At 54.7% G+C, this 22,249-nt stretch carries 21 protein-coding genes; 14 read left to right on the forward strand and 7 right to left on the reverse strand.

Going from position 1 to position 22,249, the window contains the following annotated elements; translation table 11 throughout:
• Nucleotides 1-372: 372 nt before the first annotated feature.
• The 3 genes from VL197_04575 (at nucleotide 373) to prsR (ending at nucleotide 4,664) form a co-directional block, all read left to right on the forward strand.
• The gene (locus tag VL197_04575; GenBank protein HUJ17247.1) at nucleotides 373-1,686 is read left to right on the forward strand and encodes a nucleotide sugar dehydrogenase; all 1,314 of its coding nucleotides are present in this window, start codon (nucleotides 373-375) and stop codon (nucleotides 1,684-1,686) included.
• Nucleotides 1,687-1,695: 9 nt separating this feature from the next.
• A complete protein-coding gene (gene prsK, locus VL197_04580; GenBank protein ID HUJ17248.1) occupies nucleotides 1,696-3,183 on the forward strand; it encodes an XrtA/PEP-CTERM system histidine kinase PrsK in 1,488 nt (495 codons plus the stop codon).
• Nucleotides 3,184-3,269: 86 nt separating this feature from the next.
• Nucleotides 3,270-4,664 (forward strand): PEP-CTERM-box response regulator transcription factor, encoded by a 1,395-nt coding sequence (gene prsR, locus VL197_04585; protein HUJ17249.1) that lies wholly within the window; start codon nucleotides 3,270-3,272, stop codon nucleotides 4,662-4,664.
• A gap of 52 nt (nucleotides 4,665-4,716) precedes the next feature.
• Here prsR and VL197_04590 read toward each other — a convergent pair whose 3' ends face one another.
• Nucleotides 4,717-5,127: a hypothetical protein gene (locus VL197_04590; GenBank protein ID HUJ17250.1), complete on the reverse strand. Its 411-nt coding sequence runs from the start codon at nucleotides 5,125-5,127 to the stop codon at nucleotides 4,717-4,719.
• Nucleotides 5,128-5,589: 462 nt separating this feature from the next.
• Here VL197_04590 and VL197_04595 point away from each other — a divergent pair, with 462 nt between their 5' ends.
• Entirely contained in the window at nucleotides 5,590-6,198 is a 609-nt protein-coding gene (locus VL197_04595; protein HUJ17251.1) for a Crp/Fnr family transcriptional regulator, read from the forward strand.
• A gap of 134 nt (nucleotides 6,199-6,332) precedes the next feature.
• Here the strand turns inward: VL197_04595 and VL197_04600 are convergent, their stop codons facing one another.
• From VL197_04600 to VL197_04610, 3 genes are all read right to left on the reverse strand, one after another.
• The gene (locus VL197_04600) at nucleotides 6,333-8,147 is read right to left on the reverse strand and encodes a GAF domain-containing protein (GenBank protein ID HUJ17252.1); all 1,815 of its coding nucleotides are present in this window, start codon (nucleotides 8,145-8,147) and stop codon (nucleotides 6,333-6,335) included.
• A gap of 72 nt (nucleotides 8,148-8,219) precedes the next feature.
• On the reverse strand, nucleotides 8,220-9,587 hold the full coding sequence (locus VL197_04605; protein HUJ17253.1) for a sigma-54 dependent transcriptional regulator: 1,368 nt from the start codon (nucleotides 9,585-9,587) through the stop codon (nucleotides 8,220-8,222).
• Complete coding sequence (locus tag VL197_04610) at nucleotides 9,584-10,396, reverse strand: ATP-binding protein (protein HUJ17254.1); 813 nt, start codon at nucleotides 10,394-10,396, stop codon at nucleotides 9,584-9,586. The genes VL197_04605 and VL197_04610 overlap by 4 nt, the downstream gene beginning before the upstream one ends.
• Before the next feature lie 1,948 nt (nucleotides 10,397-12,344).
• Between VL197_04610 and surE the strand changes: the two genes are divergently transcribed.
• Nucleotides 12,345-13,118 carry a 5'/3'-nucleotidase SurE gene (surE, locus tag VL197_04615; protein ID HUJ17255.1) on the forward strand — a complete coding sequence of 258 codons (774 nt, stop codon included), beginning with the start codon at nucleotides 12,345-12,347 and terminating at the stop codon, nucleotides 13,116-13,118.
• Nucleotides 13,118-13,759, forward strand: coding sequence for a protein-L-isoaspartate(D-aspartate) O-methyltransferase (locus VL197_04620; GenBank protein ID HUJ17256.1), 642 nt, complete (start codon nucleotides 13,118-13,120; stop codon nucleotides 13,757-13,759). Before surE ends, VL197_04620 begins: the two co-directional genes overlap by 1 nt.
• Before the next feature lie 27 nt (nucleotides 13,760-13,786).
• Here VL197_04620 and VL197_04625 read toward each other — a convergent pair whose 3' ends face one another.
• The 3 genes from VL197_04625 to crcB form a co-directional block, all read right to left on the reverse strand.
• Nucleotides 13,787-14,383, reverse strand: coding sequence for a phosphatase PAP2 family protein (locus VL197_04625; protein ID HUJ17257.1), 597 nt, complete (start codon nucleotides 14,381-14,383; stop codon nucleotides 13,787-13,789).
• Between the two features lie 10 nt (nucleotides 14,384-14,393).
• Nucleotides 14,394-14,732 carry a DUF190 domain-containing protein gene (locus tag VL197_04630; GenBank protein HUJ17258.1) on the reverse strand — a complete coding sequence of 113 codons (339 nt, stop codon included), beginning with the start codon at nucleotides 14,730-14,732 and terminating at the stop codon, nucleotides 14,394-14,396.
• Between the two features lie 144 nt (nucleotides 14,733-14,876).
• A complete protein-coding gene (gene crcB / locus VL197_04635) occupies nucleotides 14,877-15,251 on the reverse strand; it encodes a fluoride efflux transporter CrcB (GenBank protein ID HUJ17259.1) in 375 nt (124 codons plus the stop codon).
• A 177-nt stretch (nucleotides 15,252-15,428) separates the two neighbouring features.
• Between crcB and VL197_04640 the strand changes: the two genes are divergently transcribed.
• The 8 genes from VL197_04640 (at nucleotide 15,429) to gcvH (ending at nucleotide 22,182) form a co-directional block, all read left to right on the forward strand.
• A complete protein-coding gene (locus VL197_04640) occupies nucleotides 15,429-15,653 on the forward strand; it encodes a NifU family protein (GenBank protein ID HUJ17260.1) in 225 nt (74 codons plus the stop codon).
• A gap of 299 nt (nucleotides 15,654-15,952) precedes the next feature.
• Nucleotides 15,953-17,287, forward strand: coding sequence for an electron transport complex subunit RsxC (rsxC, locus tag VL197_04645; protein ID HUJ17261.1), 1,335 nt, complete (start codon nucleotides 15,953-15,955; stop codon nucleotides 17,285-17,287).
• Nucleotides 17,288-17,403: 116 nt separating this feature from the next.
• Entirely contained in the window at nucleotides 17,404-18,447 is a 1,044-nt protein-coding gene (locus VL197_04650; GenBank protein ID HUJ17262.1) for an RnfABCDGE type electron transport complex subunit D, read from the forward strand.
• Nucleotides 18,444-19,031, forward strand: coding sequence for an RnfABCDGE type electron transport complex subunit G (locus VL197_04655; GenBank protein ID HUJ17263.1), 588 nt, complete (start codon nucleotides 18,444-18,446; stop codon nucleotides 19,029-19,031). Before VL197_04650 ends, VL197_04655 begins: the two co-directional genes overlap by 4 nt.
• Nucleotides 19,028-19,657 carry an electron transport complex subunit RsxE gene (rsxE, locus tag VL197_04660; GenBank protein HUJ17264.1) on the forward strand — a complete coding sequence of 210 codons (630 nt, stop codon included), beginning with the start codon at nucleotides 19,028-19,030 and terminating at the stop codon, nucleotides 19,655-19,657. The genes VL197_04655 and rsxE overlap by 4 nt, the downstream gene beginning before the upstream one ends.
• Nucleotides 19,658-19,768: 111 nt before the next feature.
• Nucleotides 19,769-20,353, forward strand: a complete 585-nt coding sequence (locus tag VL197_04665) for an Rnf-Nqr domain containing protein (protein HUJ17265.1) — start codon at nucleotides 19,769-19,771, stop codon at nucleotides 20,351-20,353.
• A gap of 85 nt (nucleotides 20,354-20,438) precedes the next feature.
• The gene (locus tag VL197_04670; GenBank protein HUJ17266.1) at nucleotides 20,439-21,599 is read left to right on the forward strand and encodes a Fe-S cluster domain-containing protein; all 1,161 of its coding nucleotides are present in this window, start codon (nucleotides 20,439-20,441) and stop codon (nucleotides 21,597-21,599) included.
• A 193-nt stretch (nucleotides 21,600-21,792) separates the two neighbouring features.
• A complete protein-coding gene (gcvH, locus tag VL197_04675) occupies nucleotides 21,793-22,182 on the forward strand; it encodes a glycine cleavage system protein GcvH (protein ID HUJ17267.1) in 390 nt (129 codons plus the stop codon).
• The last annotated feature ends 67 nt before the right edge of the window (nucleotides 22,183-22,249 follow it).

Raw genomic sequence — 22,249 nt, forward strand, 5'->3', positions numbered from 1 at the left:
CTTTTTCATGTGATAACAATCACACGAATTGGCAAAGCAATGTAGACCCGGTTTTTCACATTATCCAACTTTGGTTGCAGCGCAATATTTTCGAATTCACATCCAATTTATAGGAGTGAGATTAGCAGAATGGTGAAAAAGTAACGGTGATTCAAGTCACACGCGGAAATTAATCAAAAGATGACCCATGGAATGTCGAAGTCACAATACCCCGGCCGGCATCTTATTGCAATGACTTAATCCGCTTCGTTCGCAAAATCTGCGAATCTGGTATCTGACGTGCCTCCGCTGTTCTCAACGAATAAAAGTACACTTATGGGCCGTTCAAGATAAATAAGCCCGATATGATATTTCCTTCTAAAGGAGCGCGCCATGGATCTTCTCACTAAGATCAAGAATCATTCTGCTACAGTAGGGGTCATCGGCCTCGGTTACGTGGGGTTGCCTCTCGTCATTCAGTTCGTCAAGGCCGGGTTCGGCGTGACCGGCTTCGATCTGGACGAAGAAAAGATCAAGTTCCTGAACAGCGGCAAGTCGTACATCAAGCACATCCCCGGGGAAGACATCAAGGCGCTGAAGGAGAGCGGCACGTTCAAGGCCACGACGGACTCCGCGGCCCTGAAGGGCATGGACTGCATCATTATCTGCGTGCCCACGCCGCTGACGAAGCAGCTGGACCCGGACCTTTCCTATGTGCTGAACACGACGCGGACGATCGCCAAATACCTCCGCAAGGGTCAACTCGTCGTGCTCGAGTCCACGACCTATCCGGGCACCACGGACCAGGACATGCGCTCGATCCTGGAGGAGACGGGAATGAAGGCGGGCAGGGATTTCTTCCTTGCCTTCTCTCCGGAGCGGGAGGACCCGAACAACAAGAACTTCAATACGCATACGATCCCGAAGATCGTGGGCGGGTATACGAAAGCCTGCCTGGCCAATGCCGACGCTCTCTACAGTTCCATTGTCGAAAAGACCGTGCCGGTATCATCGACCCGGGTGGCCGAGGCGGCGAAGCTCCTGGAGAACATCTATCGCGCGGTGAACATCGCGCTCGTGAACGAATTGAAGGTCCTCTTCGACCGGATGGACATCGACGTCTACGAGGTGATCAACGCCGCCAAGACGAAGCCCTTCGGCTTCCAGGCGTTCTATCCCGGGCCCGGACTGGGCGGCCACTGCATCCCCATCGATCCCTTCTATCTTACCTGGAAGGCGCGCGAATACGATTTCCACACCCGGTTCATCGAGCTTGCCGGCGAGATCAATACCAGCATGCCGTACTATGTCACCGGCAAGGTCGGCGAAGCATTGAACCGTCAGGGGAAGAGCATCTCCTCGTCGAAGATCCTGATCCTGGGGCTCGCCTATAAAAAGGACATTGATGATACCCGCGAGTCGCCGTCCCTGAAACTGATCGAGCTCCTTTCGGAAAAGGGGGCGCAGGTTGACTTTAACGACCCCTACATCCCGCGGACGAAGAAGATGCGCAAGTACGACCTGAAGAAGAGCTCCGTGCCCCTTACGGAGGAAACCCTCAAGAGCTACGACTGCGTGGTGGTCGCGACCGACCACTCCTGCTACGACTATAAGTTCATCCTCGACCACTCGCAGCTCGTGGTCGATACGCGCAATGCCATGAACGGGGTCGTCAAAAAGGGCCAGTCCAACCTAGTAAAGGCGTAGAGCGTTCTCATGATAGAATCCACGCTGACTGCTCTCGCCGTCTTCCTGCTCCTGCCGCTCGCAGGGTATTCGCTGTATGCCAAGCTGTTCCGGAGGAATACCGTGCGGGTCGTGGTTTCCCGCGGCGTCATGTACCGTTCGATCACGCTCCTTTCCGTCGGCGCCTACTTCATAGCACTCGGGCTCATCAGCGGAGGGCTGAAGCATTTTGAAGTCTCTTTCGCCCGCTCGATCACGATCTTCTTTGCCTTTGCCGGTGCGATCGCATTGACCGCGCTGTTCCTGTCGGAGCGGCTGCGGCGCCGGGTGAAGGTCTTCATCAACAAGCATTTTTATGAGCAAAAGCACGATTACCGCCGGACATGGATGGCTTTGACCGGCCGGCTTGCTTCCTGTACGACGCTCTCCGACATGGAAAACGCCATCCTGGAGATGTTCCGGGAGACCTTCGGCCTCCGGGGCGTATCGCTGTATCTCTATAATCGAAGAAGCGGCGTCTATGCCCCCGCGATCGATCATTCCCTGCCGCGCGCGGAAGCGGGGCTCAGGCTTTCGGCGGGACTGCTCGGCTATTTCCGGGACCGGGATCGGGTCTGGAACCCTCTTGACAAGGAGTACGTTCCCGATGATGCTGAGGCATCCTTTGTCAGCTCTGCGGGCGCCCGGCTGGTCATACCGCTGGTCTCCGGCAGAGAGGTGGAAGGCGTCGTGGTCTTCGGAGAGAGGATGGCCAGGGAGCCCTTCACCTACGAGGATTATGATCTCATGAAGATCATGGCGAGGCAGTCGGCGCTGCTGCTGAGCAATCAACGGCTTACCGAGGAGCTTGTCGAGACGCGGGAACTTGCCGCGGTCGCCCGGGTGTCCTCTTTTGTCATCCACGACCTCAAAAACCTGACCCAGACGCTGTCGCTCATCATGGACAACGCCGATGAGCACATTGGCAATCCTGATTTTCAACGCGACATGCTGGCCAGCGTGAAGCAAACGGTCGGGAACATGAAGCACCTCATGCAGAAGCTGAACGCGATCCCCGGGACCGGCAAGCCGAACCTGGTGCGATACGATATACGGCTCCTGACCACGACCGTCGTGGGGGAATTGGCGAAGACACGTCCGGGGAAGCGTGTCGTCTGTCTCGGCACAACCGCTCCCTGCATGGTCGATACTGCAGAGATGAGCAAGGTCATCGTGAATCTCGTGCAGAACGGCCTCGACGCTACGGAAGAGGCCGGAATGGTCAAGGCTGAGACGGGCGCGAACGATGGCCGCGTCTTCCTCAGGATATCCGATACCGGCTGCGGCATGAATGGAGACTTCGTGCTGCGCCAGGTGTTCAAGCTCTTTCGGACCACGAAGGGGGAGGGGCTCGGGGTAGGACTCTACCAGTGCAGGCAGATCGTCGAATCGATGGGCGGTACGATCGAGGTGAAGAGCGAGGTCGGTAAGGGATCTGAGTTCACCGTGTACCTGCCCGCGGTTCGGCAGGATGCGTGAAAAGCGAAATAGAAGGCAGGCCGTTGCCGCTCTTCTCTGCGTCGCCATACCGGGGCACGCACAAGACCGAAAAAAGGAGCGTTTTTATGGAGAAGCTGCTGATCGTCGATGACTCCGAAGACATCTGTAAACAGCTGAAGTGGGGCTTCGGGACCGAGTATACCCTGTTGTTCGCAGGTGACCGGAAGGAGACGCTGACGCTCTTTCTGAAGCATCGGCCCAAGGTTGTCGTGCTCGATCTCGGTCTGCCGCCGCACGCAGACGGCGCAACGGAGGGGTTCCGCTGCCTTGAAGAGATGCTCGCAGGAGACCTTTTTGCGAAGATAATCATCGTGACCGGGCGCGACGACACGGACAGCGCGCTCCACGCCGTTCAGAACGGGGCCTACGATTACTTGCAGAAGCCGATCGACCTGGGGGAGTTGAAGGTCATCATCAAGCGCGCCTTCCACCTGTATGCCCTGGAAGAGGAGAACCGGCGGCTGCGGACCGTGCTGGGCAGGAAGAGCAGCGCCCTGTCGGGCATTATCGGCCAATGCCCCGCCATGCTCGACGTGTTCGCGACGGTGAGAAAGGCAGCTTCATCGGATGTGTCGGTGCTGATCCAGGGGGAAAGCGGAACAGGCAAAGAACTCGTCGCGAGGGCTATCCATTCCATGAGCCCGCGGCGCGAGCGTGACTTCGTGGCGATCGACTGCGGAGCGATCCCGGAAAATCTTCTCGACTCAGAGCTGTTCGGATGCGAGAAAACGGCCTTTACCGGCGCGCACGTCCTGGTCAGGGGCAATGTGGAGTATGCTCATGGGGGGACCCTCTTCCTCGACGAGATCGGCGGGCTCCCGGGCCCGCTGCAGGCCAAAGTGCTCCGGCTTCTTCAGGACAAGACGGTCCAGCGGTCCGGCGGGAGGGAAGAGATCACCGTTGATGCGAGGATCATAACAGCTACAAACCGGAATATCGCGGAAGATATGACAGCGGGAAGGTTCAGGGACGACCTTTACTACCGGATCGGCGTGATCACGATCAACCTGCCGCCGCTTCGGGAGCGGAGGGAGGATATCGCGCTCCTGGGTACGGTCTTCCTGATGCGCTTCGGCGAGGAGTTCAAGAAAAGGGTCAAAGGGTTCAGCTCTGCCGCCCTGAAGCAGATGGAATCCTACTCCTGGCCGGGAAACGTCGGGGAGCTCGAGAACAGGCTCCAGCGGGCCGTCATCCTGTCCGATACCGCGCTCCTAGAACCCCATGACCTTGGTTTCTCGCCAAAGCCGGCGGAGCCCTATGACACATTTCCGAAATCGGAAGGCATGACGCTGAAGGATGCGCGGGACCGGGTCGAACGGGAAATGATCATGCATGCCATGGACCGGTCCCAGGGGAATATAGCCCAGGCCGCTGAAGAGCTCGGGATCAGCCGGCCGACGTTCTATGACATCATGAAAAAGCATGGGCTGTTTCATGTATCGCACCAGCAGGCCCGGTAGGCCCGCGGCGCGGTGAAACAGCCGAAAGGGGGAAGAGACTGCGGGAGAAACCTTACTGGACGACCTTGCTCACCTCGTTCGAATAGCCGCTTTCCATGCCGCTCGTATCATAGGACGTTAGCGAGAAGTAGTAGGTTCCGGAGGTGAGATTATTGATCGAATAGCTCGTCACATTCCCGATGGTAATGGTATTCGGATAGGACCCGTGCGTCGTCCCGTAATGCACCTTATAGCCTGCAAGATCAGTCAGAGGCGTTCCGTCGGTGTTCGTCGTCGGCGCGCTCCAAACAAGCGTGGCTGTTCCTAATGTGGTACCGCCGCCTGTTCCGCTGCCACCACCGCTCGAGGGGGAGCTGGCGGGGAGCAACGAAGTCGTGGTGCTGCCGCCACTACCACATCCCGCTCCTGCTGACAGGATAAAGAGCAACAGTAAAAAGATAGATAAAAAATTCCTGACGGCCATGATTATCTCCTTATACGTCTGAGCAGATGAAGAAGAGAATACCATTATGACTCCGTTACCTGCTAGTGGAAAGGGCCATAAAACTCTCAAAATATTGTCGCTATAGTATCATAAATCGAAACAAAATATGTGAGCACAATCACATTTGCAACGACTTTTTTCGCATTTACTGCATTAAATCACATACTTTGGTTGTATTTGAGCACCGCGAACCTTTACTCAGGGAAGGTGATGAGCAACACGCGGAAAATAACCTTGCGACGGGGCGAGTATTCAGTATAATAATTAAAAGGTCCTATGAATAAAGTGCGTGATCATAGTGTGAAGCAGAAAAACCCTACGCGGAAAAGCAGGAGCGGACCAGGACCGGGACCGGGAAGTTCTTTAAAAGACCTTCACCGACATAATGGTCTGAACAAGATAGAAATATTCTCCTCCCTGACCGAAGCTGAATTGCATCAAGTGCGCGACCAGGTCACCATTAAAAAATTCAAAAAGAACGACATCATCCTTCGTGAAGAGAATACGAATGAGTACATGTATATTATTCTTGAAGGTGAAGCAAAGGTCGTCCAGGTGACCGATGAAGGAAAAGAGATTATCGTAACGATGCACAAGATGGGTGATTTTTTTGGCGAGCTTTCCCTGATCGACGGCAGGACCGCCCCGGCAACCGTGACGGCGATCAAGGATTCCGTGACGGCCATCATCTCAAAAAGGGACTTTTATTCGCTGCTCTACGGCCAGAAGAAGGTGCTCGATAACCTGCTCCATATCCTGTCGTCCAGACTTCGCGAGGCGTGGAAGCGGATACAGCTTCTGAACTTCAACAACGCCTCGCAGCGGGTAAAGATGCTCCTGATCATGCTTTCCGAGACCTACGGGATTGAAACACCGACCGGCACTGAATTGAATATCAAGCTTATCCACCAGGATATCGCCGATATGACCGGTCTTACCCGTGAAACGGTTACCCGAGTATTGGACAAATGGCAAAAAACGGGCGAGATAACGGTTCTCAAGAACAAACATATCATGCTTCGGCCGGAGTTCGAGTCGATATCGTTCTAGGGCGATTCAGGGAATCCATGCCCGTGAGCCGTGGGACACAAAAACGGGCAGGTAACGACAGGCCGGTTTCGAGAAAAAAAGCCGCTGAATGAGATTCAGCGGCTTTTTCGTTGAGGGAACGTTCTCATTCTTGCTCAGGGATTCGCAGGCGTACCATCCACGAGGCTCGGTGCCGCGTGCTGCAGTTCCTGACCGGGTTTGCCCCTGTCGAGCAGACGGTTCAGGGACGTCAGAAATTTCGAGAACTCATCTTTGGTGCAGGGACCGGCCTTTATCAGTCTCAGGAAGTAGGCGATCCTTTCACTCAGGACAGAGGCGATGTAAAAGTCGCGCAGGGTGAAGGGCTCGGACGTCTTTTTGTTGTTCAGGTTTAGCACCCCGACGACCTGGCCGTCTATTTTGAGGGGCAACGACATGAACGACTTCGAATTATACTGCGGGATGCTCTTCTTTGAGAAGCGGGGGTCGCTCTCGATGTCCTCGACAAAAAGAGGTTTGCCCTCGAGCGCCACCCAGCCGGCTATCCGGTCGCCGAACTTTACCCGTGTCCGCTTAACGACCTCGTCGTCGAGACCTCGAGCGCTCTTAACGGTTAATTCGCTCGTCGCTTCGTCGCTCAGCATGATGGAACAGATATCAAGGTCGAGCAACTCCGCAATGAATTCGACAAAAGAATCCATGCTCTTGTTCACGAAGACGTCGACCCGCTCCCGCGCGCTCGTTGGGATCGTCAGTGAAACGCTGCATCCATGGTCGCTGTTGATCGCCAGCAGTTTCCAGCGATGAAGACCGGCGGCGCTTCGGGCAAATGCAATCTTCAACAGGTCCTCGTCATGATCGGTCAGCGCTACGTCGCGTGTAGCGTTGAGAGCTGACAGGACCGCCTCAGGCAACGCTCGGGAAAGATCAAGATGAACGGACACGACATCGGCTCCATGGACGTTCAGATCAATCTTGTCCTCCGGCTCGAGGCTGGGGATAATGCCCAGGATGAGATTGGTGAAGAGTTGAAGTACAGTTCCCGCGTCCCCGATTACGTCGGGGAGCCCGTTTTCCGCAGGAAGGGTCAGGTGGATCCGTTTGGTGGCCAGCATGACCTTGAGCACGGGTGCGTTCGCCACCCTCTCGAACAGTTCTCCCAGCCTGATCACGTTTTTCTGCAAAAGTCTGGTCTCGTCCTCGAGCCTGAGAAAGTGCAGCAGGTTTTCCACGATACTAATGAGCTTGTCGGTCTCAGCGGCGATGATGGATTGGAACTCTCGCCGGTCCTCTTTTGGCAGGCGGTCCGCCTGCTGTTGCAGGTGGTAAATGGCGCCTTTGACGGAGTTCAGCGGCGTACGAAGCCCGTGAGAGACGCGGGTGAGGAACTCTGTCTTCCCGATGTCGGTCTCGATAAGCCGCCGGTTTATCGCCTCGAGCTCGTCGGCCTTCGTCTTCAGCTGGTTTAGGAGAAACGCGTTTTCCAGTGCAATGGCGGCATGGTTGGCTATGACCGTCAGGAGTTCGAACTCATCGGCGGTGAAGGAGGTCCCGTCCTTTTTGTCATTGATGTTGAGAACGCCGAGGAGCCGTTCCTTGCTCACCAGCGGACAGGAGATGAAGGACTTGGTCCGGTAGCGATCCCGAGTCGTGCTGTGGAACCGACTATCGGCATCTATGTCTTCCACCAGGACCGGGCGCCGCTCTTTGGCGACAATGCCGGCAATTCCTTCGCCGATCTTGCTGCGGTATATTTTTACGAACTGCGGGTCGATGCCCTTGGCCGCCAAGATGAAGAGCTCGTCGCAGTCCGTGACGAGCATGAGGGAACCCTTTTCAGCGCTCGTATAGCTGACGCCGAGGTCAAGCATGAGGTTTGCCAGAGAACCGATATCCTCAGACACGACAAGGGCGCTCGATATTTCCTGGAGAATGGAAAACTTCTTTGCGAATAAGTCCCGCTTATCCATAGATGAACCTGTTAATCTTGCGCCGGAGGGAACAGGGCTTGAGGTTGCAACCACGGTCTTTTTGCGCGCGCATCATCTGCTGCCGGGAAAGGAATGTTGGGATGAGGATTCGCGGAGCCTCGCGTAAAAGGCTTTTCTCGATATGCCGAGCGTCCGGGCGGCCTTCGATTTGTTTCCCTTGCATTCGCGAAGTGCGTCGTGGATCGCCTGGATCTCCAGTGCCTTCAGGGGAGTGATCGAGCGGGCGCCCGTGTCGGTGCGACGGCTGCGGCGCAGCTCGTCGGGAAGTTCCTCGGTGGTGATCTGTTTTTCCCGGGCGAGCACGACGGCGCGCTCGATGACGTTCTTGAGTTGCCGCACATTCCCCGGCCACGGGAATTCCCTGAAGAGATCCATCACCTCGTCGGACAGGGTGACCGGTTTTTTCTCCCGGATGCAGAATTGGGAAAGAAATTCAGCGGCAAGGAGCGGTATGTCGTCCGGCCGCTCCCGCAACGGCGGCACATCGATCTGCACCACGTTGAGACGGTAGAAGAGGTCTTCCCGGAAGGTTCCCGCCTGTATGTCATCCATCAACATGCGGTTCGTCGACGAGATGAGCCGGAAGTTGACCTTGATCTTTTTGTTGCTCCCGATCCGCTCGATTGTCCGCTCTTGCAAAACCCGCAGCAATTTCGACTGCAAGGAAAGCTCCATCTCGCCGATCTCGTCGAGAAAGAGCGTGCCGTCGGCAGCTTCCTCGAACTTGCCGATCCGCTGCGCTACAGACCCCGTAAAGGCCCCCTTTTCGCAGCCGAAGAGCTCCGCTTCGATCAGTTCCCGCGGGATCGCCGCACAGTTTACGGTAACGAAGGGCCTGGTGGAACGGTTGCTGCAATAATGAAGGTTGCAGGCAACAACCTCCTTGCCGGTGCCGGTCTCACCCTGGATAAGGACGCTGCTTTCGGAATCCTTTACCGCCGCGATCGTTTGACGGACGCGGGCCAGCGCAGGGGAAGCGCCGATGATGGGACTGGCGTTGTTCTCTGTCAGCCGCCGCAGCTGCGCCTGCTCGACCTCTTTTTGCATCGCGTGCTGTCCGACAGCCTGTTCCAGGACCGACTTCAGCTTGCCGTAATCGGGTGGCTTGATGAAATAGTAAAAAGCGCCGTTGGTCATCGCAGAGACCGCGGATTCCACCGTGCCGTAGGCGGTGAGGAACATGACCGGTATGTGCGGGTTATGCTCGTGGATATAGTCGAACAGGTGGAAGCCGTCCCGCACCGGCATCTTGACGTCGGTGATAATGGCGTCTACCGCCTCGTCGCGAATGATCCCGATCGCCCGGTCCACGTTCACCGACTCCCGGGTCGTGTAGCCCTCTTGCCGGAGAATTGCCGATAGGACCTTCAAAGCGTTCGGTTCATCATCTACGATCAATACCGTTCCCTTGTCCGTCATATCGCACCTGCCCGCGACTCCGCCAAAGGCAGATAGAGCCGCACGGATGTCCCTTCGTTTTTCTTACTTTCGATTTTCAAATGACCGCCGTAATATTTGAGCACTTCATAAGCGATGAAAAGACCGAACCCTTTGCCGGCGCTGTTCGTGCGCTCGGAGAGGTTGCCCATTGTCTGGTCGGTCATGCCTGGGCCTGTATCGGATACGCCGATGACGACAAAGGTCGAGTCCGACATCGTCTCGGTGGAGGTCCTGACCGTGAGTGTCCCTCCCCCCTTCATGGCGTCGATTGCGTTATTGACCACGTTCAGAAGAGCCTGCTCAACGTGGAAAGCGTCGACCGTCACCAGGGGAACCTCGCGAAGATCGAAAAACGGAGTGATATTCTGAGCAGAGACCTGATACGCCGTGAACACCTGTATTTTCTTCAGAAGGGAGTTGATGTCGGTGGATGCCCGTTCGGCATCGGAGAGAGAGGAACTGAGGAACCGCGAGATAAAAAGCTCAAGCCGGGAGATTTCCTCCTCCATCATCTTCGTGAACTCAATGAGCGGCGCTTCATAGCTGTATTTTTCCCGGAGGTATACGACCGATCCCTTGATCGCATTCAACGGATTGCGTACTCCGTGCGCGAGCGTTGATGCCATCTTGCCGATATCAATGAGCCGCTGAGAGTCCGTAAGTTTCTTGGCGATTGAGCATGGCGTTTGGGGTCGCACCGTTACCCTGATCTCGTTCACAACGCCATTGCCGTTCCACGCGGGATTGATCGTAATGTCAGCGCTGAAGTGAGCATAGAGGCAGGGCAAAGAATATCCTTCCAGCTGAACAGGATGCTTTCGTTGCGCAGCGACTGACAGGGCGTCATCTTCGCCGAGAAAGATCCGGGGAAATATTTCATAATATTTTTTGCCTTCCAGCTCACTCCCCGAAGATCCGCGCAGCTCATCCCCACCGCTCTCTTGCCATGAGCGTAGATTGAGTTCTCCATCGGTGGAAAAAGTAATTGCTTTCATAAGATGAATGATTTGTTATGGAACATGCCCGGCTCAGGGATTCAGACCCTGCCAGACTTGCTCCTCCAACGGCAAAATGTCCAAGCCAGCCGTTTCCTGAGTTAAGTCAGATGAGCAGGATTGACGCCGCCCAGGGGAATCATATATATTCCAAGTTACGCTCAAAATTACTTGGGTGAATGTTTATAAGAAGAAGGTAAATCTTTTACATTGCAATAACATGACAAAAGTAGAAAATTTGCTGCTAGGCGCCTTTTTTCGTCTGATACCCGGGATAATACCAATTTGCTGCGATTAGAAATAAAATTATTTGTCTGTAATCAAATTTAACAAAAATTAGCTGAATGTCAAGCCAGCGTATCGTTTCCCGACATAGTGGGCGTGTACCGTTGTGATCATAAACCTTTAATCCTAAAGATATGCCCGGAACTCCCTGAAATGGATATCGTTCTGGCTAAGAAGTACCTGTTTCTATTTCAATTGTAGCTGGCAACACAGATCCGAAATATTGTGATAATAAATTAATACAAACAATACTTTTTGTTTGATACTTTATAATTATGCGTTTTATAATCTCAATATTAAATAGCAAAAGCAATACCAAAATTACAACACCAAGTGAATGTTTTCATATCAAATAATTACGATCAATGCCTTAAATAAATCTAAAGTAAGAGGGTCAATATGAGTGGCCATATTAGACATGGGGATTCATTTTGAATGAGTTGTTTATATCTCCTGTATGAGTGATTATTTTAACGAGTCGGTGCTATTAAACAGTGATCTCTGGCCAAAGCCGTTACAGATTGAATCGAGATGATACCATTATCTCTTATCTTATCATGTATCGATACTATCATTGTCTGCTACCCCAGGCTAGATTCCACTATGGTCTAGGTGTTATCTTCTGGATATCAATAGTCCACGATAGGGTTCCTATGCAATCTCGAAGGGGTTTTAGCTCTTGTACGCTATTATGAATAAATTTAATTAACTTAACTATAAAATTCAATGCGTTATGTATGTAGGTGACTATTAATTATGGATAATTATGGAAAATAACAATACATGTGGAAAAATCAAAAAAATAATGTCATGCAGGTTTAGGTGATTCTATAGCATAACCGAGTTGAGTGCAATCATTAAATTGGGGTATTTATTGGTGAAGACTATAGTATTATATAAAAGCAGTTGTATAGCTTGAATCTTTAAAAAATGATAGTTAGTTTTTGAGGAAGCAAATATTGATTGAACATATCGTGTCATCCGGTCGGTGTTGGACAATCAGGATTGCATGGGCTGACGATTCTGCGGCCAGAATTGCTCTATCTTCATCAATTACCGGAAATGGGATTAGCATTCAGAAGAATGCCTCCACAAACTCATTGCAATGGCGATAAATATGATATAAAATCGCCGTCGTACCTACAGCAGTCTCCGATGTCTCTCTCACATTTAGACTTCCGCCGATGGATTGACAAGCCATGGATATGAAACCAGAGCTCCAGTATCAATCTATACCAAAGTTACATGATGCAGGGGAAGTCGAGGCGGCTCCGTGAAGAAGAGACCCGCATGACCGGACGGCCAACTGTCAATACGAACAGACGTAATCTCAGCTTGCATCGCTTTGCGTCAATGGTTCATCCCGCTCCTTGTCTTCGTCATCTATAAGATAATTAGATATTTATGCCATAGCGTATCCTGGCTGGCGGTCAGAATAATTCCAGGGGAAATACTCATGATCCTCGTAACCAATGACGATGGTGTCTATTCGCCGGGAATCCAGGTGCTGGCCAAGCGGCTGCGCGAACTGGACTCCGTCGTCATTGTCGCGCCTGATCGAGAACGGAGCGCTGCCGGCCATTCGATGACCCTGCACCGCCCGCTCCTGATCGAAGAGATCAGGGATTCCCTGTACTGCGTAAACGGCACGCCCACGGACTGCGTCAACATCGCGGTCAAGGGGCTGCTGAAGGAGGCGCCGAAGCTGGTTGTTTCCGGGATCAACAAAGGGCCCAACCTGGGAGATGATGTGACCTATTCGGGCACCGTGGCCGGCGCTATGGAAGGGATCCTGCTGGGGATTCCCTCCGTGGCCGTTTCTCTTAATGGGCGCGAGGATTTCCGTTTTGCCGAGGCAGCGGAGGTCGCGCTCAGCACAGCCCGTCAGGTACTGAAACAGGGGCTCCCGGCAGGGACTCTCTTGAATATCAACGTCCCGAACCTTCCGATGGAAGAAATCCGGGGGACGCGCATCACCCGTCTGGGCAAGCGCATCTATCACCAGATGACGGTCGAGCGTCTCGACCCACGGGGAAAGAAATATTACTGGATCGGCGGCGGAGAGCCGGACTGGGAGCGCGAGGAGGGGACGGACTTCGATGCCGTGGACCGCAGGATGGTGTCAATAACACCGCTCCACCTCGATCTTACGCATTATCCGTCGTTCGATCTGATCCGGAACCTGGAGTCCCTGGATTACGCGCGTATTGTGCGCAGGGAGCCTGAGTGATCAACGCTGAAAAAGAACGCATGCGGATGGTTGAGGAGCAGATCGTCGCACGCGGAGTCAGGGATGAACGGGTCCTCGCAGCCATGCGCAAGGTTCCCCGCCATGTGTTCCTGCCCGAGGCCATGCGGGGAATGGCCTACGCCGATAACGCGCTTCCCATCGGAGAAAACCAGACCATGTCCCAGCCGTACATGGTTGCGATCATGAGCGAGCTTCTCGGCCTCAAGGGCACGGAACGCGTGCTCGAGATAGGGACCGGCTCCGGCTATCAGGCGGCCGTGCTTGCAGAGCTGTGCGCGAAGGTATACACCGTCGAGCGAGTCAAGATCCTGGCCGAGAAGGCCCGGTCCACGCTTGACCGGCTGGGTTATCAAAGCGTTGCGATCAAGGTCTATGACGGCACCTACGGCTGGAAAGATGCGGCCCCCTTCGACGCAATTATGGTCACTGCAGGCGCGCCTGATGTGCCGTCGCCACTGGTCGAACAATTGAAGGTGGGCGGCGGGATGGTGATCCCCGTCGGTGACCGGTTCGGCCAGCGGCTCATGAAGGTGGTCAGGACCTCAGAAGGCCCGGTGACCGAATCGAGCATTCCCTGCGTGTTCGTGCCGCTCATCGGCAACCATGCGTGGAAGGAGTAGAGTAGCCGTCATGAGTACATTCCCCTCTTAATGCTTTTCCCCTTTCACCATCTCTTCCGAAACGATCACCTGATACAGAACCGACAACGCCAGCCCGATGGCCCCTCCGAGAACAGCCCCGACCAGGACATCCGTAGGATAATGAACGCCGAGATAGACCCTCGAAAACGCAATCAGCGAGGCGAGAACAAGAGGATACAAGCGTCCACCGGGAATGATATACTCCCGCGTCAGGTAAAAAAGCGGAACGGCGAAGGCGAAGGAACTGATAGCGTGGCCGGACGGCATAGAGTATGATTTCGGACAGGGGAGGATGAGCCTGACTCCTTCGAGGGCGCGGCACGGCCGCACCCGTGCAACAGCATCTTTCATCCAGTCCTCCACGAACCCTACTATATATACTGCGCAGCAGGCGACCAGAAGGGCTCCTATTGCCGTGCCGAGATAGGTTTTGCCCCGGTTGTTTTTCTGATATGCCGCCCGCAGGAGCATGGCGAGCAGAAAGGGGAGAATGAGAAGGTAGCCCCGGAGTGAGAGGGAAGGCATGAGGATGTCGAATCCCGGGTTTGTCAGGCCATGATTGACCAGGAACAGGAGCTGCGCGTCGAGGGACTGGAGTGTCATCGCCGGATACTTACTCCTGCCGGCTGCAACACTTGATGACGTGCGTGTCGCTCACCTCGATAAGCCCGTTTTCAACGATGGCGGAGATGTCCTTCAGGACTTCGTTGATCATCTCTTCCGAATCCACGACCTCGATCTTGACCGGGAGAGAGGTGGAAAGCTCGAGGATCTTGGCGGTGTGAAACACCCTGTCGCTGCCATATCCTTCGACCCCCCGGAACACGCTCGCTCCGGAAATCTTCTTTTTATAGAAGACGTCCAGAAGCGCTTCGTACACAGGCTTGCCGTGGGTCTTGTCCGCTTCTTCGACGAAGATCGTGAGTTTCTTCGCAGGGCCGCTCTTGATCATGAGATTCTCCTTTGAAATTCAGTCACGGACACACACGGAGAGGGTCTGAAATGGAACATGACGGGAATTGCGGGCTGCTATCGCCGCCTTTACACTACTTTTCAACTTCCGCTCTTGTTTGCCTCCGTGTCCCTGTGGCTGGCATCATGTGCTTTTTGCCAAGACCTCGCCGAGCTTCAACGCGATAAAGCCGACAAAAACACTCAAGACTACGTTCAGGCTCGCGTAAAGCCACTCACCATCCTTGAGCAGGGTTCCGGTTTCATATTCGAAGGTGGAGAATGTCGTGTAGGCGCCGAGGAATCCGACAACAAGGAACAGCCGCCATTGCGGGTTTTCAATGATCCGCTCGGTCATGAGGGTCATGAGGAGGCCGATGATAAAACTTCCGCTTACATTAATAATGAACGTCCCGAGCGGAAAGCTCCTCCCCCACCGTTCGCCGATCCAGACCGCGACAAGATACCGAACGACGGCGCCGATGAACCCGCCGATCCCTATGATGAGAATGTTTAGCATGAACGCAGGGCGAAAGGAACAGGTACGGCTCATTCATAGCAAAGTATCGCGTTGAAGTCAACCAAAATGGTTTCCGCAGGGTAGGGGAGTATGATGGCCGTCATAGAAAATGCTGCAAAAGAGGTTTAAAAAGAGATATAATAAATCAGCAAATCCATAGGCCAAGGAGAACCGGACATGAAGGAAAAAGTTGAAGAGGCACTGAAACAGGTTAGGCCGGCGCTGCAACGGGACGGAGGAGACATCGAACTCGTGAGCGTCGATGAGAAGGGCACGGTCAAGGTCAGGCTGAAGGGCGCCTGCGGAGCATGTCCGATGTCGACGATGACTCTCAAAAACGGTGTCGAGAAATACCTTAAGCAGCACATACCGGAGGTCAAGGAAGTGGTCCAGGTGGCATAGTCCGCCTGAGGGTGGACTTTTCGGAGCATTACCTTTGTGCATGCGGTGTACCTTCATATAGAGCAGAGGGGGCAGGCGGGCAATTCTTGTTCAACACCACCCCCTTTTTTTTCGCCACTCCAAGAATCAGCTGCCCAATTCAGCACGATTATTCCTCTTCTGTTTCTGCTCGTAACACCCCGCCCGGCTCACCTTCGTCCGAGAAATTGCTTGACACATCAGCATGGTTCTGTTATAAATTTTGCGGCTTTTTAAATATTCTCAAGCTGTAATTTCATAGCGATGGCAGGTGAGACCGAATGGAAGCCACGACTGAAAAAGCACGCAGCACGTTCAGCGGAGGTGTGCATCCTGCTGATAACAAAAGCCTCACAGCGCACAAGCCTACTGTCACCGCAGCGATCCCCAAGCGAGCAACCATCCCCTTGAGCCAGCATATCGGCGCTCCCACCAAGCCCCTCGTCGTCATCGGACAGGAAGTCAAAAAAGGCGAGAAGATCGCCGAGACGACCGGGTTCGTGTCCGCTCCGGTTCACGCGTCGATCTCAGGCAAGGTCGTGGCAATCGGCAATTTCCCGCATATCCTCGGCTCCGAAATGCCCTCGATCGTGATCGAGAGCGACGGGAAGGACGAATGGGTCGCAGGGCTCAAGGAAACTTCGGACTACGACAAGCTGAGCCCCGATGAGCTCAAGAAGATGGTCCAGGACGCCGGCATCGTGGGCATGGGCGGGGCCACCTTCCCGACACACGTCAAACTGTCTCCACCGAAAGAGAAGCCCATCGACGTGGTGATCCTGAACGGCGCCGAGTGCGAGCCCTTCCTGACCTCCGACCACCGTCTCATGCTGGAAAAGCCGAAAGAGGTCATCGAAGGCCTCAAGATCCTCATGAGGATACTGGGCGTCGGCAAAGGCTACATCGGGATCGAAGCCAATAAGCCTGACGCGATCGATACCATGACCAGGTCCGCTGTGGGTTCGCCCGAGATCAAGGTCTGGCCGGTCAGGGTGAAATACCCGCAGGGTGCGGAAAAGATGCTTATCAAGGCCATCGCCGGGCGGACCGTTCCGGCCGGCGGCCTCCCCATGGATGTCGGCGTAGTGGTTCAGAACGTGGGCACGGCCGCCGCGATCTATGATGCAGTCCGTTCCGGCAGGCCTCTCATCGAACGCTACGTGACCGTGACCGGCAGGGGTGTGAAAGAGCCCAAGAACTTCCTCGCCCGCATCGGCACGCCATTTTCGCAGCTCATCGAGGAAGCGGGGGGATTGACGGAAAATGCGGCAAAGGTGATTTCCGGCGGCCCCATGATGGGCATGAGTCAGTATACGCTTGATGTGTCTGTCATCAAAGGGACCTCCGGGATCACGGTGCTGCCCAGGAGCGAGGTGGGCACGGGCTCCTACGGCCCCTGCATCCGCTGCGGCAGGTGCATTGACGCCTGCCCCATGAAACTCCAGCCTTCCTACATAGGACTGTATATCGAGAAGGGACACTATCAGGATGCCAAGGACTACAACCTGATGGACTGCTTCGAGTGCGGGTCCTGCACATTCGTCTGTCCCGCCAACCGCCCGATGGTCCAGTGGGTAAAGAAAGCAAAGAAAGAGCTGGCGAAGAAAAAGAATTAGAGGACGGATAAAGGACGCACAGAGAACCGGCTGATTCCTGAGGTTCGATGCCATACGCATCAGCTTGAATTCCGTCTCCTGTCTTCTGACATCTGAAGAGAACGAGGGCCAATAGAATGGAAGCACCAGCACAGGTACAAGCGAAAGAGCCGCCGAAGGAACAACCCAAGCTTATCGTCTCGATCGGGCCGCATATGCACGACACCGAGAGCACGGCAAAGATCATGTGGACGGTGAGCGGCGCGCTCCTTCCGGCAACCCTCATGTCGGTCTACTATTTCGGCATGCCGGCGCTCATGGTCATTCTCGTCTGTCTTGCGACTTCTCTTGCTGCAGAGGCCGGGATGCAGTGGCTGCTGAAGAAGCCTATCACGCTGTCCGACGGGAGCGCGTTCCTGACCGGCCTGCTCCTTGCCCTGAACCTGCCGTCCAATGCGCCGCTCTACATCCCCTTTGTCGGGTCCATTGTGGCGATCATGATCGCCAAGCACCTCTTCGGCGGCCTCGGCTACAACATCTTCAATCCGGCGCTCGTCGGACGCGCCTTTGTCCTGGTCAGCTTCGCGAAGATCATGACGACCTATGTTGCGCCGGCGGCCCAGTTCATGGCTGTGGATGCCAAGACCACGGCCACGCCGCTGGTCCTCCTGAAAGAGGAGGGAATGTCGAAGCTCCTCGAGGTCTTTCATACGAAAGCGGCCCTGTATCAGGACCTCTTCGTGGGATACCGGGCCGGGTCTCTCGGCGAGACGTCGGTCATTGCGCTGCTGCTCGGCGGAGCCTTTCTCCTGATGAAGCGCTACATCACCTGGCATATCCCCATCCCCTTCATCGCCACCGTCGGCGTCCTCACCTGGATATTCGGCGGCAAGGAAGGTCTCATGACCGGTGACCCTCTCCTCCATATGATGTCTGGAGGGCTCATTCTCGGAGCATTTTTCATGGCGACTGACTATGTCACGGGCCCCTCGGTGCGCGGAGCGCAGGTGGTCTTCGGCATCTGCGCCGGAGCGTTGACCGCGCTCATACGCCTCAAAGGCGGATACCCCGAAGGCGTGATGTTCGCCATCCTCCTGATGAACTGCTTTGCGCCGCTTCTTGACCGCGGGATGAGGAGCCCGGTCTTCGGCAAGGCCGAGGCCAAGGGGGTGAAAAAATGAAGGATATGCTGAAAATAACTCTGAGCCTTGTCGCCATCTTTGTGGTTGCAGGCTTGATCATGGGGCTTACCTACCGATATACCTACCCGGTGCGCTTCGAGGCTGAAAAGAAGGAAAAGGAAGAGGCACTGAAAGAGATGGCCCCCGATGCGGCTGACCCCATTAAGATGGCGGGGAACTGGTCCGCAGACAACAAGCCCTATGAATATTTTGAGGCGACCACCAGCGGCAAACCGGTGGCGTATATCGCAAGCACTGCAGGCAAGGGCTATTCTAGTTATATCAAGATGCTCGTATCTCTTGGGACTGATCTCAAGATCAGGGACGTTAAGATTCTCGGCCATGAAGAAACTCCCGGCCTGGGGGACCAGGTCGAGGACAAGAGTTTTCTTGACCAGTTCAAGGGGAAGTCCCTTGACCAGATCAAACTGGTAAAGGGAGAGACAAAGGAAAACATCCAGGCCGTATCCGGCGCCACCTATTCGAGCCGCGGAGTGACGAAAGGCGTTAAGGAAGCCGCGCAGCTGCTCATCGATAAGTACGGCGCGGGCATCAAGTCGGCGATGCAAGAGGTGACGAAATGAGCAATAACGTCAGTTACTGGGCACTGTTCAAAAACGGCATCTTCGGCGAGAACCCGGTCTTCAGGCTCGCTCTCTCGCTCTGCCCGGCCGTGGCCGTGACGAGCGGCGTGAAAAACGGTTTCCTGATGGGCGTCGCGGTTCTCTTCGTGATGACCATGACGAACGTGACGGTTTCCCTGCTGCGGAACTTTATCAGCCCGAAAGTCCGGATTCCCTCCTACGTGTTCATCACCGCCACATGGGTTACCGTGATCGACCAGGTCATGGCGGCCTACCAGAGAGCGGTATACAAGGAAATGGGCCTCTATATCATGCTCATCGTCGCCTTTGCCATTATCCTTTCCCGCGCGGAGATGTTCGCGAGCAAGAACAAGCTTCTGCCTTCCTTCATTGACGGGGTAGGCATGGGACTGGGCTTTCTGCTTGCCTTGGTGCTGCTCGGCGTGTTCCGGGAATTCCTGGGCAAAGGGTCGCTCTGGGGCGCCCATATTTTGGATTCAAAACCACTGCTTATCATGATCATGCCGACAGGGGGGTTCTTCGCCATGGGTCTCATGATGGGCTGGCTTAACTGGATCGACCGGAAGTTCTTCGGCGGCTCGGGGGCAAGCAGCGGAGGACATTAGAATTGCGGATTGCCCCGGCTCTTGCGAAAGCGCCGGGACAGGCGGAATTCGGATTACCGAGAAAAATTCCTTTAAGCTGTAAATCCGAAATGAATTTAGTTGGAGGGTTCTATGTGGCAGCATGTCCTGACCATATTCATCGCATCAGCGCTCATTAATAACTTCGTGTTTTCCCGCTATCTCGGCCTTTGCATCTTTTTCGGCGTGACGAAAAAGATGGAAACGTCCATCGGGATGAGTTTTACCTTTACGACGGTCATGCTTATTTCCGCATCCCTGAACTGGCTTATTTATAACTACGTCATGGTTCCCTATCATCTAGGGTTCTTAAAGATTGTTATTTTCATCGGCGTGATCGCCGCCTTTGTGCAGGCTGCGGACACGATTATGAAGAAGGTCGCTCCGGCGTTGTACTACAAGCTGGGCATCTACCTGGCGCTGATCGTGACAAACTGTGTCATCCTGGCGGTGCCGCTGCTGAACGCCGATGAAAATTACAGTCTGTTCGAGAGCATGGCCATGGCAGTGGGCTCCGGTCTGGGGTTCAGTCTGGCCCTCATCATCATGGCGAGCATTCGCGAGAAGCTGGAACTCGCCGATGTGCCTAGGTCATTCCAGGGGCTTCCCATTTCATTCGTCCTGACCGGACTGATAGCCCTGGCATTCCTGGGCTTTTCCGGCATGATCACGCTGTAAGATCAAGGCGGAATGCGGAGTGTCAATCCCTCTGTGTCTCCCTTTGACCTGTTGCTCCAAATAACCACGTTGAAGGTGCAATGCCATGTATGAACAACTCATTTCTATCCTGATCCAGACGCTCACTCATGCGCTGAACATCGTTGCGAACAAGCTGGTGCCTCTTGCGGAAGCCGGCGGTTCGGCAGCTGCGGGAACGGTCCCCGCGTCTACCGTTTATGTTACCCTGATCGTGCTTGCAGGGCTCGGCGTAGTCTTCGGCGTTGCTCTTGCCATCGTAGCTGCCCGGTTCGTGGTCAAGGTCGATCCGAAGGTGGAACAGGTTCGTGAGACCCTGCCCGGTGCGAACTGCGGCGCCTGCGGTTTCGCGGGCTGCATGGGCTATGCCGAGGCGGTCGTCGGCAATCCGGACGTGGCTGTTCACATGTGCGCGCCAGGGAAAGCTGCTGTTGCCGAGAAGATAGCCGTGATCACCGGCAAGAAGGCTGAGAAGGTGGAGCCCAAGATCGCGCGGGTGTTCTGCCAGGGAGGCACCTCCCTCAGCCAGCGAAAGTTCATCTATACTGGCGTGAAGGATTGCACCGCTGCCGTTCTTGCGGCGGGAGGCGACAAATCCTGTGAATACGGGTGTCTCGGTTACGGAACCTGCATGCGCGCCTGTCCTTTTGGCGCCATTACGATGAGCGGGGATAATCTGCCGATTATCAATCCGGACAAGTGCACGGCCTGCGGCAAGTGCGTAGCCGCCTGTCCCAAGCAGGTGATCGAACTGGCCCAGATGTCCAAGGCCGTGGTGATCAGTTGCCACAGCAGGGACAAAGGTATCGATGTCAAGAAGAAGTGCCAGGTGGGATGCATTGCCTGCGGTATCTGCGTCAGGACCTGCCCCGTGGACGCCATCAAGCTCGAGAACAACCTCGCGCGGATCGATCACGGCAAGTGCATCGTCTGCGGTCTCTGCGTCAAGAAGTGTCCCACGAGTGCCATCTATGATTACATCCCGGTCCGGTCGAAGGCCTTTATCGATCCGGCGAAATGCGTCGGTATCGACGTCTGCGAAAAGGTCTGTCCGGTGAACGCGATCTCCGGCGCCGTACGGGAAGTCCACCGGGTCGATCAGTCCAAGTGCATCGGGTGCGGCATGTGCGCTCCGCGATGTCCGAAAAAAGCGATCGACATGGTGCAGGCTTCTTCGGGTGCCGGGCGACAGAAGCACGTTAAGGCTCAGGAGTCGGTTCGTGCGTGATCACCGCTGAGAAAACGTTAAACGATCACACCAAGGGATGCAGCCGCATCCCTTTTTTTATTTGCACCTTCGGCAAGCGGCACGCTCGCATGCCACTTTTTTGCTTGACAAATTATTTTGCATAGGCTAAAAACAAGTCACTTTACAAGCCATCGAAAAGATTTCGCCATACCCGGTTTCGCGGAGGTGCCCCATGAATCCCGATGACATAAAATATCACAGAGAGCATGCGTGGGTGCGCACGGAAGGAAAATCCGCTACGATAGGAATCACTGATTTTGCCCAGGAGCAGCTCGGCGATATCGTGTATGTCGATCTCCCGGAAGCCGATACTGAAGTTGACGCTGACTCGGAGCTCTCTGAGATTGAGTCGACGAAGGCCACTTCTCCCGTTGTCTCGCCGGTCTCGGGAACCGTAACTCAAGTAAACGAGGACCTCGCTGATTCACCGGAAATCATCAATGAAGATCCCTACGGCAATGGATGGCTTGTCGTTATCGAGATGAGTGACCCTTCAGAGCTGAACGATCTCATGACGAAGTCGGAATACGAGAAATTTCTCAAAGAGGAAGAAGGCAAGTAGCGCCTCATCATGAAGGTTGCAGGGAGGGGAGAGTGGAAACTCTCCCCTTTTTTAGTTCTCACAAAGC

It is taken from the genome of Nitrospirota bacterium (genome assembly GCA_035516965.1).
Lineage (GTDB): Bacteria > Nitrospirota > UBA9217 > UBA9217 > UBA9217 > MHEA01.

Bases quoted from the DNA above. Each gene is read 5' to 3' on its own strand.
- VL197_04575 (HUJ17247.1), top strand. From the start codon at position 373: ATGGATCTTCTCACTAAGATCAAGAATCATTCTGCTACAGTAGGGGTC.
- prsK (HUJ17248.1), top strand. From the start codon at position 1,696: ATGATAGAATCCACGCTGACTGCTCTCGCCGTCTTCCTGCTCCTGCCG.
- prsR (HUJ17249.1), top strand. From the start codon at position 3,270: ATGGAGAAGCTGCTGATCGTCGATGACTCCGAAGACATCTGTAAACAG.
- VL197_04590 (HUJ17250.1), bottom strand. From the start codon at position 5,127: ATGGCCGTCAGGAATTTTTTATCTATCTTTTTACTGTTGCTCTTTATC.
- VL197_04600 (HUJ17252.1), bottom strand. From the start codon at position 8,147: ATGGATAAGCGGGACTTATTCGCAAAGAAGTTTTCCATTCTCCAGGAA.
- VL197_04605 (HUJ17253.1), bottom strand. From the start codon at position 9,587: ATGACGGACAAGGGAACGGTATTGATCGTAGATGATGAACCGAACGCT.
- surE (HUJ17255.1), top strand. From the start codon at position 12,345: ATGATCCTCGTAACCAATGACGATGGTGTCTATTCGCCGGGAATCCAG.
- VL197_04625 (HUJ17257.1), bottom strand. From the start codon at position 14,383: ATGACACTCCAGTCCCTCGACGCGCAGCTCCTGTTCCTGGTCAATCAT.
- VL197_04630 (HUJ17258.1), bottom strand. From the start codon at position 14,732: ATGATCAAGAGCGGCCCTGCGAAGAAACTCACGATCTTCGTCGAAGAA.
- crcB (HUJ17259.1), bottom strand. From the start codon at position 15,251: ATGCTAAACATTCTCATCATAGGGATCGGCGGGTTCATCGGCGCCGTC.
- VL197_04640 (HUJ17260.1), top strand. From the start codon at position 15,429: ATGAAGGAAAAAGTTGAAGAGGCACTGAAACAGGTTAGGCCGGCGCTG.
- rsxC (HUJ17261.1), top strand. From the start codon at position 15,953: ATGGAAGCCACGACTGAAAAAGCACGCAGCACGTTCAGCGGAGGTGTG.
- VL197_04650 (HUJ17262.1), top strand. From the start codon at position 17,404: ATGGAAGCACCAGCACAGGTACAAGCGAAAGAGCCGCCGAAGGAACAA.
- VL197_04655 (HUJ17263.1), top strand. From the start codon at position 18,444: ATGAAGGATATGCTGAAAATAACTCTGAGCCTTGTCGCCATCTTTGTG.
- rsxE (HUJ17264.1), top strand. From the start codon at position 19,028: ATGAGCAATAACGTCAGTTACTGGGCACTGTTCAAAAACGGCATCTTC.
- VL197_04665 (HUJ17265.1), top strand. From the start codon at position 19,769: ATGTGGCAGCATGTCCTGACCATATTCATCGCATCAGCGCTCATTAAT.
- VL197_04670 (HUJ17266.1), top strand. From the start codon at position 20,439: ATGTATGAACAACTCATTTCTATCCTGATCCAGACGCTCACTCATGCG.
- gcvH (HUJ17267.1), top strand. From the start codon at position 21,793: ATGAATCCCGATGACATAAAATATCACAGAGAGCATGCGTGGGTGCGC.